Below are 16,565 nucleotides of genomic sequence, written 5' to 3'. Positions count from 1 at the left end.
CCGGCGGGGGGGGGGGCCCGCCCCGCGCGCCCGGCGCGCGCCGGGCGCGCGCCGAATCTGTCCCGCTTACAGGGCCAAAGCGCCTCTGGCGAGCCCTGCGCACGCCGATGAGCGGTTTGACCCTGTAAGCGGGACGCACGAGCAACGAGACCGGCCGCCGCGGGGCAGCTCCGGCAGGCTCAGAGGAGCGGGACGCGGGAAGGGCGCACGGGCTGGCGGGCGGGCAGCCGCACGAGGCGGACGACCATCCACCCCAGCAGCACGACCAGCAGCGCGTTGCGCAGGGTGAGCAGGGCGACGTCGCCGGCCTCGGCCGCCACGACGCCCGCGTAGCGGATGGGATACACCAGCTGCGTGAGCGCGGCGATCGCGACCGCGAGAAGCGCCGGGCTGCCCCAGCGTCGCCGCTGCACGACGAGCCCGACGACCACGGAGGGCACCAGCCAGCACATGTACTGCGGCGAGCCCACCTTGTTGAGCACGATGAAGGCCGCCACCAGCGCCAGAGACAGGGTCGGGAAGAGCGCCGCGAAGCGGACCCCGCGGGCGACCTGCACCGCCCCGAGCGCCCAGATCGCCGCGACCACGACCACGAGCACCGGCGTCATCGCCGCGATGACCACGTCGACGTTCGCCCCGGTCACCTGGAAGGTCAGCAGCTCGCGGGAGTAGTACACCCACGACCCCGGGACGCCGGCCACCGTGCCCCACAGGTAGAGCATGCTCACCGGGGCCTCCAGCTGCAGCCCGCGCGTGGCCTGTCCGGACACGAAGCCGAAGGCGTGCGAGGAGCCGCCCAGCACCGCCACGACGGCGAGCACCGCCGCCGACACCGCGAGAGCCCCGCCCACGAGCGCGCCACGACGGCGCACGGCCACCAGTGCGGCCGCGAGCACCGCGGCCGGCCACACCTTGATCCACGTCGCGGCGGCCAACACGATCGAGGCGAGCCACGGCCGGCGCACGAGCCACAGGGATCCTGCGATCACGAGCGGCACGGTCAGCCCGTCGAGGCGGTAGAGCCCGGCCGGGCCGAGCGCGAGGATCGAGGCGAGCCAGAACCACGAGGCCGTGACGCGTCCGCGCGAGCGGCCGTCGCCGACGAGGAGTGCGAAGGCCGCGGCATCCGCCATCGCCACCAGCACCGCCCAGCCTGCGGTGTAGCTGCCCACCAGCCAGCCGAGGCCCTGCGTGAGCACCATCGGCACCAGCGCGAGCGGCGGGTACACCCAGTCGACCGTGACGCCCACGATCGGCCCGCCCTGCAGCGCCTGCGCCGACCACGGCTCGTAGACCCGGTAGACGTCGCCCATCGGTTCCCCGGCGAGGGCGAACCCGAGCCAGGCGACGGCGGCGTGGACGAGGACGAACGCGACCCACAGCGGCACGCGTCTCGACACCCTGTCGAGTGTACGTGCCCGCGGGGCGCGCCAATGCGGGCGGATGCCGCCGGGCCTCAGCCTGCGAGACCGCCGAGCAGCTCGCCCACCGCGCGCGGCAGCGCCGCTGCAACGTCGAGCGCCGTGATCGGACCGCCCACGGGCCCGAGCGTGTCGGCGGCGAGGCGACCGGCACGGCCGTGCAGCAGGGCTCCGGTGGCGGCGAGTCGGCCGAGCTCCTCGGCATCGACGCTGCCGACCCGGTCGCCCGCGAGCGGACCGGCGGCTCCGGTCGGCGCGTGCCGGGTGCCGGGGGCGCCCATCGGGCCGCAAGCGGCGGCGACCAGGGCGCCGATCGCGCCGGCCAGCACGTCGCCGGTGCCCGCCGTCGCGAGCCACGGCGTACCGGCGACGACGAGGCGGGTCCAGCCGCTCGGGGTCGCGACGATCGTGACGGCACCCTTGAGCAGCACGGTCGCACCGAGCGCCCGGGCCGTCTCCCACGCGGCCTCGGTGCGCGCAGCCTCCGACGGCTCGGTGACGTCGGGCAGGCCGAGGCGGGCCCGCAGCCGCGCGTGCTCGCCGGCGTGCGGGGTCACCACCATGGGGGCGGTCGCTCCCACGGCGAGGTCCAGTGCGCCGGCGTCGACGACGACGGGGACATCGCCGGACAGGATGCCGCGGAGGGCCGCCGTCTCGGCGGGGGTGCGTGCCGCAGCATCCGTTCCCGAGCCGATCACCCACGCCTGCACGCGGCCGTCGGCCGTGACCGTCTCGGGACGCCGCTGCAGCACCAGCCCCGTGGCCGTCGCGGGCCCGAGGTAGCGCACCATGCCGATGCCCGTGCGATGGGCGGCTTCGACGCCGAGGACCGCGGCACCCGGGTAGGCCTCGGACCCGGTGCGGATGCCGAGCACCCCGCGGCGGTACTTGTCGTCCTCGGGCCGCGGGCGGCGGAGGCACGCCGCCGCGTCGCGCGCAGTCCACTCCGCCGCCGGCGCCGTCATGCGGCCAGCCTAGCCACCGCATCAGCGGCGGGTGCGCGCTCCCGCCGGCCCTGCGGCGACCTCCCGTCGCCCTGCCTCCTCACCCGGCTTCGGTTGGCCCGTCTGGTCGCCGATCCCTCATCCCGCGGCCATATGCGCCCACCGAAGCCCGCGGGACCCCACAGCACCCACCCTCACTGGGCCCATCTCGTCGCGCATCCGGCAACCCGCGACCATATGCGCCCACCCAAGCGGCCGACCGAGGCCCCGCCGCACCCACCTCGCGAGCGAGATCCGCCGCACCACCGGCCTGCCGGTGGCCGCAGTGGGCGAGATCACCGACGGGCTGCAGGCCGAGGGCATCCTCTCCGCCGGACACGCCGACGCCATCCTCGCCGCCCGCGAGTGGCTGCGCGACCCGCATCTGGGCCTGCGCTCGGCCGACGAGCTGGGCGAGACGGATGCCGCGCCCTGGCCGCCGCAGTACGTGCGGGCCCGCCACCGTTCATAACTCAGGCAGAATCGCGCCGGACGCGGTCGAACCGGGCCGCGATGGCGATTCTGCCTGAGTTACGAGCACGAGAGCACGGGCAACCACCGGCCGACCGTCAGAACCGGCGGCGCCGGGTCGCGTCGTGCACCTCGCCGACGAGCTCCTCGATGATGTCCTCCAGGAACAGCACCCCGGTGGTCTCCCCCGCCGCGTCGCGCACGCGCGCGAGGTGGCAGCCGGCGCGCCGCATGAGCGTGAGGGCGTCCTCCAGATCGGTGCTCTCCGACACCGGCACGAGCTGGCGGATGCGCTTGCGCGGCACCGGCAGCGCCGCAGCGTCGGTCACCGTCCTGCCGGCGGGGTCCTCCGCGCCGCGCAGGATGTCCTTGAGGTGCACGTATCCCTGCGGCTCGCCGTCGTCGTCGACGATCACGTAGCGCGAGAACCCGTGCTTGGCGACGGCCCGCTCCACCTGGTCGGGGGTCACGGACTCGGGCACGGTGACCAGCGCCGACAGCGGCACGGCGATGTCGGCGGCCTGCTTGTCGGTGAACTCGACCGCCGCCGCGACGGTGCCCGACGCGTCGTCGAGCACGCCCTCGATGCGGGACTGGTTCACGATCGTCGCGACCTCGTCGAGCGTGAAGGTGGATGCCGCCTCCGCCTTCGGCTGCACGCCGGACAGTCGCACGACGTGGTTCGCCGTCCAGTTCAGCGCGACGATGAGCGGGCGGAACAGCCACGAGAACCACACCAGCGGCGTGGCCAGCAGCAGCACCGCGCGATCGGGGACCGAGAAGGCGAGGTTCTTCGGCACCATCTCGCCGAACACCACGTGCAGGTACGACACGAGCACGAGCGCCACGACGAAGGCCACGACGTCCACCAGCGCGGCATCCCACCCGGTCAGCTCCAGCGGGACGCCGAGGAGGTGATGGATCGCCGGCTCGGATACGTTCAGGATCAGCAGCGAGCAGATCGTGATGCCCAGCTGGCTGGTGGCCAGCATGAGCGTGGCGTGCTCCATCGCGTGCAGCGCGGTGCGCGCCGCGCGCGAGCCCTTCTCGGCGAGCGGCTCGATCTGCGAGCGGCGCGCGGAGATGACGGCGAACTCCGCACCGACGAAGAAGGCATTGAGCACGAGCAGCACGACCAGCCACGCGATCCCGGCGATGTCGTTCACGACGCCTCCCCGTCCGGCGCGGTCTCGGGGACCGGGCGCGGCACGAAGCGCACCCGGGCGACCCGCCGGCCGTCCATCCGCTGCACGTCGAGGGTGCCGTCTTCGATCTCGACGGCGTCACCGACCACGGGGATGCGCTCCAGCTGCGCCATGAGGAACCCGCCCACGGTGTCGTAGACCTCGCCCTCGGGCACGCGGATGCCGGTGCGGTCGAGCACCTCGTCGGGACGCAGGTCGCCGGGGAGGATGACGGCGCCGCCGGCGCGCACGATGCCCGCCCCGCCGCGATCGTGCTCGTCGAGGACCTCGCCGACGATCTCCTCGACGAGGTCCTCCAGGGTCACCACGCCCGCCGTGCCGCCGTACTCGTCGACGACGATCGCCATCTGGTAGCCCCGGGCGCGCAGCTCGGACATGAGCGCGTCCAGGTGCACCGCCTCGGGCACGCGCAGCGGCTCCTCGGCGATCGCGGCGGCGGGCACGTCGGCGCGGCGCTCCCGGGGCACGCTGACGGCCTGCTTCACGTGGGCGATGCCGATGATGTCGTCCATCGACTCGTCGTACACCGGGAAGCGGCTGTGCCCGGTGCGCCGGGCGAGCTGGACGACCCGCTCCACGCTGTCGCCGGCCGCGACCGCGTGCACGCTCGGGCGGGGCGTCATGACGTCGTCGGCGGTCAGCCGGGCGAAGGTGAGCGTGCGGTCCAGCAGCGACGCGGTGTCCTGCTCGAGCACGCCGGCCTGCGCGGAGCGGCGCACGAGGCTCGACAGCTCCTCGGCAGTGCGCGCGCCGGAGAGCTCCTCCTTGGGCTCGATGCCCATCGCGCGCAGCACGCCGTTGGCGCTGCCGTTGAGCACCGCGACGGCGGGGCGGAAGACCGTCGTGAAGGCGACCTGGAAGCCCATGACGAGTCGCGCCGTGGTCCGCGGGACGGCCAGGGCGAAGTTCTTCGGGACGAGCTCGCCGAGGATCATCGAGAACACCGTCGCGATGCCGATGCCGAGCACCGTCGCCAGCGGCCGCGACACGGCCTCGCCCATCCCCCAGGCACTGAACACCGGGCCGAGCAGGTTCGAGAGCGCCGGCTCCATCGTGTAGCCGGTCAGCAGGGTCGTGAGCGTGATGCCCAGCTGCGCGCTGGACAGGTGGGTCGAGGTGATCTTGAGCGCCTCGATCGTCAGCGCCAGGCGCGTCTCCCCGGCCGCCTGCCGCGCCTCCAGGTCGGCGCGGTCGAGGTTCACCAGAGCGAACTCGCTCGCCACGAACAGACCGGTCCCGATCGTCAGCAGCAGCCCCACGCCCAGCATGACGAGGTCCATCACGCGCAGCCTCCCGTACGGAGGGAGAACGCAGGGGCGGGCGAACGTCTACTGGGAGGGTCGTCCATGGTGCCCCCAGTCTACGGCAGCCACCTCCCCCGGCATCCCCCTCCCTCCCTCTCGCCCTGTTGGTGCCACTTTCCTGCAAGTGACGAATCCCCCTCGATTGTCCACGTATCGCGCATTCGCCCGCCCACCGAGTTGCGCCGTCTGGTGCGGGCCGTCGCGCGCTGGCGCATCGGGCCGCTGGAGCGGACCGCGCAGCTGTACGACATCCTCACGCGCGGCGGGCTTCCGTCGTCGCGGCCCCGGCCTGGGTACTGAGCCCCGTCGAGGGCTTCGGCTCGCGGCATCCCGTCGGCGGCTTCGGCTCGCGGCATCCCGTCGACGGCTTCGGCTACAGCTCCCTCCGATGGCGCCACATATTCGTATAGGCCATTACAGGAAGGTGCCGCCAACAGTGCGAAGGGAGGGGAGGGCGGATGCTGGGGCTACCAGCTGACCGGCAGGGCCTTGCCCTCCTCGTAGCCGGCGGCGGACTGCAGACCCACCATGGCGCGCTCGTGGAACTCCGGCACGGTCGCCGCGCCCGCATAGGTGAACGACGAGCGCACCCCCGAGGTGATCATGTCGATGAGGTCCTCGACGCCCGGCCGCAGCGGGTCGAGGTAGATCCTCGATGAGGAGATGCCCTCGGCGAACAGCTCCTTGCGCGCCCGCTCGTAGCGGTCGAGCCGGCCGAACCGGCCCTGCACGGCCTTGGTCGAGGCCATCCCCCACGACTCCTTGAAGGCGCGTCCGGACTCGTCGGCCTGCAGGAGCCCCGGCGCCTCGATCGTGCCGGCGAACCACGAGCCGATCATGACGGATGCCGCGCCCGCCGCGAGCGCCAGAGCGACGTCGCGGGGGTAGCGCACGCCGCCGTCGGCCCACACGTGAGCGCCCAGCGAAGCCGCCGCCTGGGCGGTCTCCAGCACGGCGGAGAACTGCGGCCGCCCGACGGCGGTCATCATGCGCGTCGTGCACATGGCGCCCGGACCCACCCCCACCTTCAGGATCGTCGCGCCGGCCCCGACGAGGTCGCGCACGCCCTCGGCGGTGACGATGTTGCCCGCCACGAGGGGGATGCCGAGCTCCAGCTGCGACACCGTCCGCAGCGCCCGCAGCATCCCCTCCTGGTGACCGTGCGCGGTGTCGATCACGAGCACGTCGACCCCGGCGCCGGCGAGGGCCTTCGCCTTGGCGGCCACGTCGCCGTTGATGCCGACGGCTGCGGCGACGATGAGCCGTCCGTCGGCGTCGACCGCGGGCCGGTACAGGGTCGCGCGCAGGGCGCTGCGCTCGGACAGGGTCCCCACGAGCCGACCGTGGCGCAGCACGCACACCGTCTCCGCCTCGGCGGCCACGATGAGCTCGAACGCCTGGCGCGCGTCGGTGACGTCGTCGGCGTCGATCGACGCCGGGCGTCCGCGGGCGAGATCGCCCAGGCGCGCATCGGGCAGGGCCGTCCCCAGCCGCGTGGCGGGCACGACGCCGAGGATGTCGTCGACGTGGATGCCGGAGGGGGGCGGCGCGGACGGGGCCACCACGATGCCGTAGCCGACGGTGGGCGGCAGCAGCCTCGCAGCATCCGCCACGGTGGCCTCCGGCGGCAGCACGAGCGGGGTGTCCCACGGCACCGGCTGGTCCTTCACCCAGCGGATGGCGGCATCCACCTCCTGCAGCGCCAGGTCCTGCGGCAGCACCCCGAGTCCGCCGCGCCGGGCCAGGGTGGCCGCCAGCCGCGGGCCGGTGACCGAGTTCATGTTCGCCGCGACGAGCGGGATCGTCGCGGCACTGCCGTCGCGGGGGGCGAGGTCGACGTCGAGCCTGCTGGTGACCGACGACCGTCGCGGGACGAGGAAGACGTCCGAGTAGGTGAGGTCGACGGTGGGGTGCGCACCGGAGAACTGCATGCCTCCACGCTACCCATTCGCCGCGGTCGCCGACGCCGCATTCCCGCCTCGGCATCGCCCGATCCCCGGATTCACGCCGTTCTTCTGCGCTAGGCTGGGGCCGTGTGCGCCCGTCGACCCGGCTGTGCACGAACGGAACTTCACCGACGAAAGCAGGCGAACACCGTGTCCAGTCAGGTGGCCGGCCTCGGAACCTCCAGTGACGGCGAATTCGGCGCCAACGAATGGCTCGTCGCCGAGCTGTACGAGCAGTACTCGAAGGACAAGAACGCGGTCGACCAGGCCTGGTGGCCGATCCTGGAGGCATACCGGACCGAGTCCGCTCCGGCATCCGGAGACGGCCCCCCCGGCGCCGCGGCGGCGACCGCCGCACCGCCGCTGCCGAAGGATGCCGCGCCGGTCACCGCGCCCATCCCGGTGGTGGGCGCCCAGCCGGTCGCGCGCACCACAGCGCGCCCCGCCGCCCCCCAGCCCATCCCCGCGCAGGCCCCGGCGGTCGCACCGCGCGCGGTCGCGGCCGCCGGCGAGGACGTCGTGACGGCCCTGCGCGGCATGCCCAAGACGCTCGCGGCCAACATGGACGAGTCGCTGACGGTCCCGACCGCCACGAGCGTCCGGACGATCCCGGCCAAGCTGATGATCGACAACCGCATCGTCATCAACAACCACATGGCCCGCACGCGCGGCGGCAAGGTCAGCTTCACGCACCTCATCGGATGGGCCATCATCCAGGCGCTCAAGGCGTTCCCGAGCCAGAACGTGCACTACACCCAGCAGGACGGCAAGCCCGCGGTCGTGGCACCCGCGCACATCAACCTGGGCATCGCGATCGACCTGCCCAAGCCGGACGGCTCGCGCTCGCTCCTGGTGCCGAGCATCAAGCGCGCCGAGGCGCTCACGTTCAACGAGTTCCTCGCCGCCTACGAGGACCTCGTCTCCCGTGCCCGGGCCAACAAGCTCACCGCCGCCGACTTCCAGGGCACCACGGTCTCGCTGACCAACCCGGGCGGCATCGGCACGGTCCACTCGGTGCCCCGCCTCATGCCGGGGCAGGGGTGCATCGTGGGCGTGGGCGCGCTGGAGTACCCCGCGCAGTTCCAGGGCTCCAGCGACAAGACGCTCATCGAGCTCGGCATCGGCAAGACGGTGACCCTTACGAGCACGTACGACCACCGCGTCATCCAGGGCGCGGGATCCGGCGAGTTCCTCAAGGTCGTCCACGAGTTCCTGATCGGGGAGCGGCGCTTCTACGAGGACATCTTCGCGGCGCTGCGCATCCCGTACGCGCCGATCCACTGGCGCCGCGACATCAACGTCGACCTCGCCGAGCTCATCGACAAGACCGCGCGCGTGCAGGAGCTCATCAACTCCTTCCGGGTGCGCGGCCACCTCATGGCCGACATCGATCCGCTGGAGTACGTGCAGCGCACCCACCCAGACCTGGAGATCGAGTCGCACGGCCTGACCTTCTGGGACCTCGACCGCGCGTTCGTCACCGGCGGGTTCGGCGGCAAGCGCCTGCTGAAGCTGCGCGAGATCCTCGGGGTGCTGCGCGACTCGTACTGTCGCACGATCGGCATCGAGTACATGTTCATCCAGGACCCCGACCAGCGCGCGTGGTTCCAGGAGAACGTCGAGGTCAAATACCAGAAGCCCGGCCACGACGAGCAGCTGCGGATCCTCAGCAAGCTCAACGAGGCCGAGGCGTTCGAGACGTTCCTGCAGACCAAGTACGTGGGGCAGAAGCGCTTCAGCCTGGAGGGCGGCGAGTCCCTCATCCCCCTCCTCGACCAGATCCTGCAGGGCGCGGCCGACGCGGGCCTGGACGGCGCCGCGATCGGCATGGCCCATCGCGGTCGGCTGAACGTGCTGACCAACGTCACCGGCAAGACGTACGGACAGGTCTTCCGGGAGTTCGAGGGGTCGGTCGCGGTCGGCTCGAAGAGCGGCTCGGGCGACGTCAAGTACCACCTCGGCACCGAGGGCACCTTCGTCGCGCACAGCGGCCAGGAGCTGCCGGTGGTGCTCGCAGCGAACCCTTCGCACCTGGAGACCGTCGACGGCGTGCTCGAGGGCATCGTGCGGGCCAAACAGGACCGCAAGCCCATCGGCACGTTCTCCTGGCTGCCGATCCTCGTGCACGGCGACGCCGCGTTCGCCGGCCAGGGCGTGGTGGTGGAGACGTTGCAGATGTCGCAGCTGCGCGCCTACCGCACCGGCGGCACGATCCACGTGGTCGTCAACAACCAGGTCGGCTTCACGACCCTCCCCCAGGACAGTCGCACCTCGGTGTACGCGACCGATGTCGCCAAGTCCATCCAGGCCCCGGTCTTCCACGTCAACGGCGACGATCCCGAGGCGGTCGTGCACGTGGCCGAGCTGGCGTTCCGCTACCGCGAGCGCTTCCATCGCGACGTCGTGATCGACCTGGTCTGCTACCGCCGTCGCGGACACAACGAGGGCGACGACCCGTCGATGACGCAGCCGCTGATGACGAACCTCATCGAGGCCAAGCGCTCGGTGCGGCGCCTCTACACCGAGGCGCTCGTCGGCCGCGGCGACATCACGCAGGAAGAGTACGAGCAGGCCAAACGCGACTTCCAGGACCGGCTCGAGGTCGCCTTCGCCGAGACGCACGCCGCCGAGACCGGCGCGTCGGCGGTGGTGTCGCCGACGACCTCGGTCGAGCAGGTCGTGGGCGAGCCGGAGACAACGGGCGTCTCGCCGGATGTCGTGCGGCAGGTGGGCGATGCCTTCGTCAACGCCCCCGAGGGGTTCACCGTGCACCCGAAGCTCAAGGCGCTGCTCGACAAGCGGGCCGAGATGAGCCGCTCCGGCGGCATCGACTGGGCGTTCGGCGAGCTGCTCGCGTTCGGATCGCTGCTGATGGAGGGCACGAACGTCCGGCTCGCCGGACAGGACTCCCGCCGCGGCACCTTCGTGCAGCGGCACGCGATCATGCACGACCGCGAGAACGGCCAGGAATGGCTGCCGCTGGCGAACCTGTCGCAGACCCAGGGCCGCTTCTACGCCTACGACTCGCTGCTGAGCGAGTACGCCGCGATGGCGTTCGAGTACGGCTACTCGGTCGAGCGCGCCGACACGCTGACGCTGTGGGAGGCCCAGTTCGGCGACTTCGCCAACGGAGCCCAGACGGTGCTCGACGAGTTCATCTCGTCGGCCAACCAGAAGTGGGGCCAGCAGTCCGGTCTGGTCCTGCTCCTCCCGCACGGCTACGAGGGCCAGGGCCCCGACCACTCGTCGGCCCGCATCGAGCGCTACCTGCAGTTGTGCGCGCAGGACAACATGACCGTCGCGCGTCCGTCGACGCCCGCATCGTACTTCCACCTGCTGCGCCGTCAGGCCTACCAGCGGCCGCGGCGGCCGCTCGTGGTGTTCACGCCGAAGGCGATGCTGCGTCTGCGTGGGGCGACGAGCCCGGTCGAGGCGTTCACGTCCGGTCGGTTCGAGCCGGTCATCGACGACGACCGCGGGCTCGACAAGAGCCGGGTGGAGCGCGTACTGCTGCACGCGGGCAAGCTCCACTGGGATCTGCGGGCGGAGCTGGAGAAGAGCCCCGACCCGCGCATCGCCCTGGTGCGCCTGGAGCAGTACTACCCGGCGCCGATCGAGGAGCTCAACGCGGTACTGGACACCTACCCCCGCGCCGAGCTGGTGTGGGTGCAGGACGAGCCGGAGAACCAGGGGGCCTGGCCCTTCATCGCGCTGGAGGTCGTCAAGCACCTGCACGGGCGGACGATCCGCCGCGTCTCGCGCACGGCAGCGGCCTCGACGGCGACCGGATCGGGCAAGGTGCACGCGATCGAGCAGGCCACGCTGCAGCGCGAGGCACTGACGTTCTAGCGGCGGTCGGCGTTCAGCCAGCGGTGTCGACGGTCACGAGGCCCAGGTCGGTCCACGCGCGCAGCAGGTCGCGATCCCCGCTGACCGCGACGAAGTCGTCGGATGCCGCGGCCAGCGCGGTCGCGCACTGCACGGCGTCGTACCCGCGCAGCGCGTGCCTCGCGCCCAGGCGCGCGGCACTGCGGATGATCCCGTCGGACGGCGTGATCGCCACGATCTGATCCCAGAGCTCCTCGAACGACTCGCACACCTGCTCGAGCGCGGCTGCGGACAGCCGGCCCTGCCGCGCGGCCTGCGCGAGTGCGGTGTGCACTTCGACGTATGCGAGAGCACTCGCCGCGATGCCATCGGCATCCCGCCACAGCCGTTCGCAGCGCGCGCTGGTCGATTCCTCGACCAGGAGCGGAACGATGGCCGAGGTGTCGAGGAAGACGATCACCGCCGCTGCTCGACGATGAGGTCGCTGACGGGCAGGTCGGCCACGATGCGTGCGGGCAACGGTCGTCGTGGCGACGCGGGCAGCCGCGCCACGCCTTCGCGCAGCAGCCGCTCCAATCCCGACTCCTCACCGATCGGCACGATCCGGGCGATCGGCCTGCCGTGGTCGGTGACGGTGATCTCCTGTCCGCGACGCACGTCGGCCAGATGCCGGCTGAGGCCGTCGCGCAGCTCGCGCACACCGATTGTGGCCACATTCATGACAGAATTCTAGCCACTTCTCGGTCGGCTGTCAGCGCGGGTTGCACGCCGACGCACGACCGTCACGACGACCGCGGCGAGGGCGAGCAACCCCGCCAACAGCATGCTCGGCCCCGCGAGTACCAGGAGCCCCGCCGACAGCACGGCGGCGACCGCCGCCATCCACCAGCCCGGACCGAAGCGCGGTAGCAGGAGGAGCGCCGCGACCATGCCGACCGCGTAGATCGACACCATGTTGCTCGTGTGGATCAGGATGAACGCCTGCAGATCGCCGCCGGTCGCGAGCGCCACCGTCGTGTAGCCGACCCCGATCGCGAAGGTGACCAGGAGCGCGGCACGCGGGATGCCGCCGCGCTCGGCGCCGGACGCCATCCAGCGCGGCAGGTCGCCGGCGACCGCGAGCGAGGCGCCCAGCTTCCCGAAGGCCGCCAAGTACGCGTTCGCCACACCCACGACGACGATCCCGGCGACCGCGGCCACGGCGACGGGCCCGACACCGGGTGCGACGGCATCCGCGAGCGTCAACAGGGGGACGGCGCCCTCGCCGGCATCCTCCCCCAGCACGCCGACGGTCACGATCTGCAGCAGGAGGTAGGCGGCACCCGTCACGACGAGCGCGATCGCCGTCGCGATCGGGATCGCGCGCCGCGGATCGCGGAACTCCCCCGAGATGTGCGTGCCGACCTCCCACCCGGCGATCGCCCACACGAAGAGGATCACGGCCGTGCCGACCCCCTGCCAGCCGTGTGGCAGGAAGGGCTGGAAACGGGATGCCTCGACCGACGGGACGGCGGCAGCGACGACGAAGACGACGATCGCGATGAGCAGGCCGGTCAGCACGAACTGCACCCAGCCGGCGACGCGCACCCCGAGCAGGTTGACGGCGAACGGCGGCAGCAGGATCGCGTACGCGAGGATCGGCACCGCGATGCGGTCGAGCCCCGCGATCGCGGTGAGGTACTCGGCGCCGAGGATCGCGAGCACCGGGAACCCCGCTGCGACCCCGAAGTAGAACCAGTAGCCGGTCGCCCGCGCGACCGTGGCCCCGAGCGTGCGACGGGCGTAGCTCGCAACGCCGCCGGGGTCGGGATGCCGGGCCGCGAGCGCCGCGAACGCCCCCGCGAGCGGCACCGCCAGCACGATGACGACCGCGACCGCGAGGATCGACGCCGGGCCCGCGACCGCCGCCGTGAGGCCCGGCAGCACGAGCAGCCCCGTGCCGAGGACCGACGCGATGTACAGCGCGACGCCCTGCGGCACGCCGAGCCCCGTCGCGTGCGTCGGGGTCGGGTCGGAGCGGGCGGTCGTGGGCACCCCTCGATTCTGTCGCGACCCGGCGACGTCAGTCGGCGGCGAAGGTGTGCGCGGCGCGCAGGCGGGCGAGCACCTGGTCGCGCAGCTCCTCCGGCGCGGCCTCGCGGCACGAGCGGGCCAGCACCTCGGTCAGGGTGCGGGCGACCAGCGCCTCATCGCGGCACGCCGGGCAGCTGTCCAGGTGCTCGCGGATGTCGTCCTGCGCCGTCTTGCACACCTCGTCGCGCAGGTACTCCTCGAGTTCCCGGCGCGCCTTCTCACAGCCGCAATCGCTCATCTCTGGCTCCTCGGGGCGACGTCCATGCCGCGCTCTCTCGCGTAGTCGGCGAGGAGCTCGCGCAGCATGCGCCTGCCACGATGCAGGCGGCTCATCACCGTGCCGATGGGGGTCTTCATGATGTCCGCGATCTCCTGGTAGGCGAACCCCTCGACGTCGGCGAGGTAGACGGCCAGGCGGAAGTCCTCGGGGATCTGCTGGAGGGCGTCCTTGACGACGGATGCCGGCATCCGGTCGATCGCCTCCGCCTCTGCGGAGCGCGAACTGGTCGCCGTCGCCGACTCCGCCCCGCCCAGCTGCCAGTCCTCCAGGTCGTCGATCGCGCCCTGGTAGGGCTCGCGCTGCCTCTTGCGGTACGTGTTGATGTACGTGTTGGTGAGGATGCGGTAGAGCCACGCCTTCAGGTTCGTGCCCTGCGTGAACGACGACCACGACGCGAAGGCCTTCACGAACGTCTCCTGGACGAGGTCGGCGGCGTCCGCCGGGTTGCGGGTCATCCGCATCGCCGCGGCATACAGCGGATCCATGAAGGGAAGCGCCTGCTGCTCGAACTGCGTGCGGGGATCGGTCGTGGCCGCCTGATCTTCCATCGCGAGCCAGTCTACGGGGACCGGCGACACGGCCCGCGGCGGAGCGTCCAGGGTCGCGATCATGCCGCTCCTCCAGGTGTGTCGGTCCAGTTCGTTAGGGTAGAACCCGATGAGCGACCTCGCGTATTCCCCTGACCACGACGACACGGAGGACGGCTGGGCGGCACCGCTCGCGGACCATCCCGTGCACGCGGTGATCAGCGTCCCCGGCTCCAAGTCGCTCACCAATCGGGAGCTGGTGCTCGCCGCCCTGGCCGACGCGCCGAGCCGACTCGTCGCGCCGCTGCACTCCGACGACTCGAACCGCATGATCGAGGCGCTCAGCGCCCTCGGCGTGGGCATCGAGCCGGTCGAGTCCGACCGCGAATCCGGCCCCGACCTGCACGTGACCCCGGCGGCGCACCTGACCGGCGACACGACGATCGACTGCGGTCAGGCCGGCACCGTCATGCGCTTCGTCGCGCCGCTGACCGGTCTGGCCACCGGCGAGGTGTTCGTCACCGCCGCCGAGAACGCGCTGCACCGGCCGATGGGCGCCATGATCAAGGCGCTCCGCCGGCTCGGCGTCGACATCGACGACGCCGGCCACTGGGCGCTGCCGTTCACGGTGCGCGGGCACGGACACATCCGCGGCGGCGAGGTGGCGATCGACGCGAGCGCGTCGAGCCAGTTCGTCTCCGGGCTCCTGCTGGCCGCGCCCCGCTTCGACGTGGGGCTGCACCTCATCCACACCGGCGAGCGCCTGCCGAGCATGCCGCACATCGACATGACGGTGGCCGCCCTCGCCCACCGCGGCGTGCACGTGGAGCGACCGAACCCGCACGAGTGGCTGGTCCCGGCAGGGTCCCTGCGCGGCAAGGACACCACGATCGAGCCCGACCTGTCCGGCGCTGCGCCCTTCCTGGCCGCCGCGCTCGTGACCGGCGGCACGGTGACGATCCCGGGCTGGCCGGCGCACTCCACGCAGCCGGGTGCGCTCCTGTCCGACATGCTCGCGGTGCTCGGGGCGCGGGTCTCGCGCCGCGGCGGCGCGCTCACCGCCGTCGGCACCGGCGCCATCGCCGGCGTCGACCTCGACCTGACCGCGGCGAGCGAGCTCACTCCGACGCTGTTCGCGATCGCCGCGTTCGCGGATGCCCCGACGACACTGCACGGCATCGGCCACATCCGCGGCCACGAGACCGATCGCATCGCGGCCCTGATCGCGAACCTCCGCGCGCTCGGCGGCGAGGCGCACGAGCTGGCCGACGGCATCCGCATCGTCCCCCGCCCGCTCACCGGCGGCGTGTGGCGGGCCCATCACGACCACCGCATCGCCACGGCCGGCGCCGTGGTCGGGCTGCGCGTGCCCGGCGTCGTGATCGACGACATCGGCGCGACCGCCAAGACCATGCCGGAGTTCCCCGAGCTATGGGGCGGGATGCTGCACGGGGGCGCCGCGGCGTGATCGACGAGGGCGCTCGATGAGCTGGCTGGACGAGTCGGACGACGACGAGCCCGACTTCGACGAGGCCGACGTGCGGGTGCGCCCCAACCCCAAGGCCAACCGTCCGCGCACCAAGCGCCGCCCCGCCCACGCCGACGCCGAGCTCGCGCGCGTGCTGGGCGTCGATCGCGGCCGGTACCCCGTGCTCGTGGACGAGGACGGCCCGCGCGAGCGCACCGTGCTCGCGACCCGCGCGCGGGAGCTCCGCCGCCGACCGATCGTCACGGGCGACCGCGTGCGCGTGGTCGGCGACACCTCCGGGGCCGAGGGGACCCTCGCCCGCATCGTCGGCATCGCCGAGCGCACCTCGCTCCTGCGCCGCAGCGCCGACGACACCGACCAGGTCGAGCGGGTCGTGGTCGCCAACGCCGACCAGCTCGTCGTCGTGGTCGCCGCGGCCGATCCCGAGCCACGGCCCCGGCTGGTCGACCGGTATCTCGTGGCGGCGTGGGATGCCGGCATCCGTCCCCTGCTCGTGGTGACCAAGACCGACCTCGCCGACCCGTCCCCGTTCCTGGCGCACTTCGAGGGGCTCGAGGACCTCGGCGTGCTCACGAGCGCACGAGACGCGATGCCGGTCGAGGCGATCGGCGAGCGCCTCGCCGGGCACGTCACGGTCTTCGTGGGGCACTCCGGCGTGGGCAAGTCCACGCTCGTGAACGCGCTCGTGCCCACGGCCGCGCGGGCCACCGGGCACGTCAACGAGGTCACCGGGCGCGGGCGCCACACCTCGAGCTCCACGGTGGCGCTGCGCTACGAGGGACCGGCCGGGCGCGGCTGGGTGGTCGACACCCCGGGGGTGCGCTCGTTCGGGCTCGGGCACGTGGATCCGGCGAACATCCTCGGCGCGTTCACCGACCTGGCCGCGATCGCGCAGGACTGCCCGCGCGGCTGCACGCACCTGCCCGACGCGCCGGACTGCGCGATCGTCGAGGCCGTGGCGGAGGGGCGCCTGGGCGCCCGCGGAGCCGCGCGCCTGGACTCCCTGCAGCGCCTCCTCGCCACCCTCGCGGCCTAGGC

General features: G+C 72.6%; 14 protein-coding genes. 4 read left to right on the top strand and 10 right to left on the bottom strand.

The features are described from left to right. Nucleotides 1-179: 179 nt before the first annotated feature. Both QM641_RS06055 and QM641_RS06050 read right to left on the bottom strand, forming a co-directional pair. Entirely contained in the window at nt 180-1,400 is a 1,221-nt protein-coding gene (locus tag QM641_RS06055; protein ID WP_415114484.1) for a glycosyltransferase 87 family protein, read from the bottom strand. Nucleotides 1,401-1,456: 56 nt separating this feature from the next. Then, nucleotides 1,457-2,386, bottom strand: a complete 930-nt coding sequence (locus tag QM641_RS06050; RefSeq protein WP_415114482.1) for an ADP-dependent NAD(P)H-hydrate dehydratase — start codon at nt 2,384-2,386, stop codon at nt 1,457-1,459. Between the two features lie 295 nt (nt 2,387-2,681). Here QM641_RS06050 and QM641_RS06045 point away from each other — a divergent pair, with 295 nt between their 5' ends. Next, on the top strand, nt 2,682-2,876 hold the full coding sequence (locus QM641_RS06045) for a hypothetical protein (RefSeq protein ID WP_415114480.1): 195 nt from the start codon (nt 2,682-2,684) through the stop codon (nt 2,874-2,876). A 97-nt stretch (nt 2,877-2,973) separates the two neighbouring features. Here the strand turns inward: QM641_RS06045 and QM641_RS06040 are convergent, their stop codons facing one another. The 3 genes from QM641_RS06040 to QM641_RS06030 form a co-directional block, all read right to left on the bottom strand. After that, the gene (locus QM641_RS06040; RefSeq protein WP_415114477.1) at nt 2,974-4,041 is read right to left on the bottom strand and encodes a hemolysin family protein; all 1,068 of its coding nucleotides are present in this window, start codon (nt 4,039-4,041) and stop codon (nt 2,974-2,976) included. After that, nucleotides 4,038-5,360 carry a hemolysin family protein gene (locus QM641_RS06035; protein WP_415114475.1) on the bottom strand — a complete coding sequence of 441 codons (1,323 nt, stop codon included), beginning with the start codon at nt 5,358-5,360 and terminating at the stop codon, nt 4,038-4,040. The genes QM641_RS06040 and QM641_RS06035 overlap by 4 nt, the downstream gene beginning before the upstream one ends. Before the next feature lie 491 nt (nt 5,361-5,851). Continuing rightward, nucleotides 5,852-7,315, bottom strand: coding sequence for a GuaB1 family IMP dehydrogenase-related protein (locus QM641_RS06030; protein WP_415114473.1), 1,464 nt, complete (start codon nt 7,313-7,315; stop codon nt 5,852-5,854). Between the two features lie 165 nt (nt 7,316-7,480). Here QM641_RS06030 and QM641_RS06025 point away from each other — a divergent pair, with 165 nt between their 5' ends. Beyond that, nucleotides 7,481-11,179, top strand: coding sequence for a multifunctional oxoglutarate decarboxylase/oxoglutarate dehydrogenase thiamine pyrophosphate-binding subunit/dihydrolipoyllysine-residue succinyltransferase subunit (locus QM641_RS06025; protein ID WP_415114471.1), 3,699 nt, complete (start codon nt 7,481-7,483; stop codon nt 11,177-11,179). 13 nt (nt 11,180-11,192) lie between these two features. On the opposite strand, the gene QM641_RS06020 is transcribed toward QM641_RS06025, so the two are convergent. The 5 genes from QM641_RS06020 to QM641_RS06000 are packed head-to-tail and all read right to left on the bottom strand — an operon-like array spanning nt 11,193 to nt 14,122. After that, nucleotides 11,193-11,618, bottom strand: a complete 426-nt coding sequence (locus QM641_RS06020; RefSeq protein WP_415114469.1) for a type II toxin-antitoxin system VapC family toxin — start codon at nt 11,616-11,618, stop codon at nt 11,193-11,195. Further along, entirely contained in the window at nt 11,615-11,878 is a 264-nt protein-coding gene (locus QM641_RS06015) for a type II toxin-antitoxin system Phd/YefM family antitoxin (protein ID WP_415114467.1), read from the bottom strand. Before QM641_RS06015 ends, QM641_RS06020 begins: the two co-directional genes overlap by 4 nt. Before the next feature lie 9 nt (nt 11,879-11,887). Continuing rightward, entirely contained in the window at nt 11,888-13,192 is a 1,305-nt protein-coding gene (locus QM641_RS06010) for an APC family permease (protein WP_415114465.1), read from the bottom strand. 28 nt (nt 13,193-13,220) lie between these two features. Beyond that, nucleotides 13,221-13,469 (bottom strand): zf-HC2 domain-containing protein, encoded by a 249-nt coding sequence (locus QM641_RS06005; RefSeq protein ID WP_415114463.1) that lies wholly within the window; start codon nt 13,467-13,469, stop codon nt 13,221-13,223. Further along, nucleotides 13,466-14,122, bottom strand: coding sequence for a sigma-70 family RNA polymerase sigma factor (locus tag QM641_RS06000; protein ID WP_415114461.1), 657 nt, complete (start codon nt 14,120-14,122; stop codon nt 13,466-13,468). Before QM641_RS06000 ends, QM641_RS06005 begins: the two co-directional genes overlap by 4 nt. A 46-nt stretch (nt 14,123-14,168) precedes the next feature. Here QM641_RS06000 and aroA point away from each other — a divergent pair, with 46 nt between their 5' ends. Together aroA and rsgA are read left to right on the top strand one after the other, a co-directional pair. Continuing rightward, complete coding sequence (gene aroA / locus QM641_RS05995) at nt 14,169-15,506, top strand: 3-phosphoshikimate 1-carboxyvinyltransferase (protein ID WP_415114459.1); 1,338 nt, start codon at nt 14,169-14,171, stop codon at nt 15,504-15,506. Nucleotides 15,507-15,522: 16 nt separating this feature from the next. Beyond that, nucleotides 15,523-16,563 (top strand): ribosome small subunit-dependent GTPase A, encoded by a 1,041-nt coding sequence (gene rsgA, locus QM641_RS05990; protein WP_415114457.1) that lies wholly within the window; start codon nt 15,523-15,525, stop codon nt 16,561-16,563. Nucleotides 16,564-16,565: the final 2 nt, after the last annotated feature.

It is taken from the genome of Microbacterium sp. (genome assembly GCF_047605725.1).
Lineage (GTDB): Bacteria > Actinomycetota > Actinomycetes > Actinomycetales > Microbacteriaceae > Microbacterium.
Note: the sequence above shows the minus strand (reverse complement) of the source record. Positions and strands in the feature narration are given on the sequence as shown.

Coding starts and splice junctions, on each gene's coding strand:
- QM641_RS06050 (WP_415114482.1), bottom strand. CDS start 2,386: ATGACGGCGCCGGCGGCGGAGTGGACTGCGCGCGACGCGGCGGCGTGC.
- QM641_RS06035 (WP_415114475.1), bottom strand. CDS start 5,360: ATGGACCTCGTCATGCTGGGCGTGGGGCTGCTGCTGACGATCGGGACC.
- QM641_RS06030 (WP_415114473.1), bottom strand. CDS start 7,315: ATGCAGTTCTCCGGTGCGCACCCCACCGTCGACCTCACCTACTCGGAC.
- QM641_RS06015 (WP_415114467.1), bottom strand. CDS start 11,878: ATGAATGTGGCCACAATCGGTGTGCGCGAGCTGCGCGACGGCCTCAGC.
- QM641_RS06005 (WP_415114463.1), bottom strand. CDS start 13,469: ATGAGCGATTGCGGCTGTGAGAAGGCGCGCCGGGAACTCGAGGAGTAC.
- QM641_RS06000 (WP_415114461.1), bottom strand. CDS start 14,122: ATGATCGCGACCCTGGACGCTCCGCCGCGGGCCGTGTCGCCGGTCCCC.
- aroA (WP_415114459.1), top strand. CDS start 14,169: ATGAGCGACCTCGCGTATTCCCCTGACCACGACGACACGGAGGACGGC.
- rsgA (WP_415114457.1), top strand. CDS start 15,523: ATGAGCTGGCTGGACGAGTCGGACGACGACGAGCCCGACTTCGACGAG.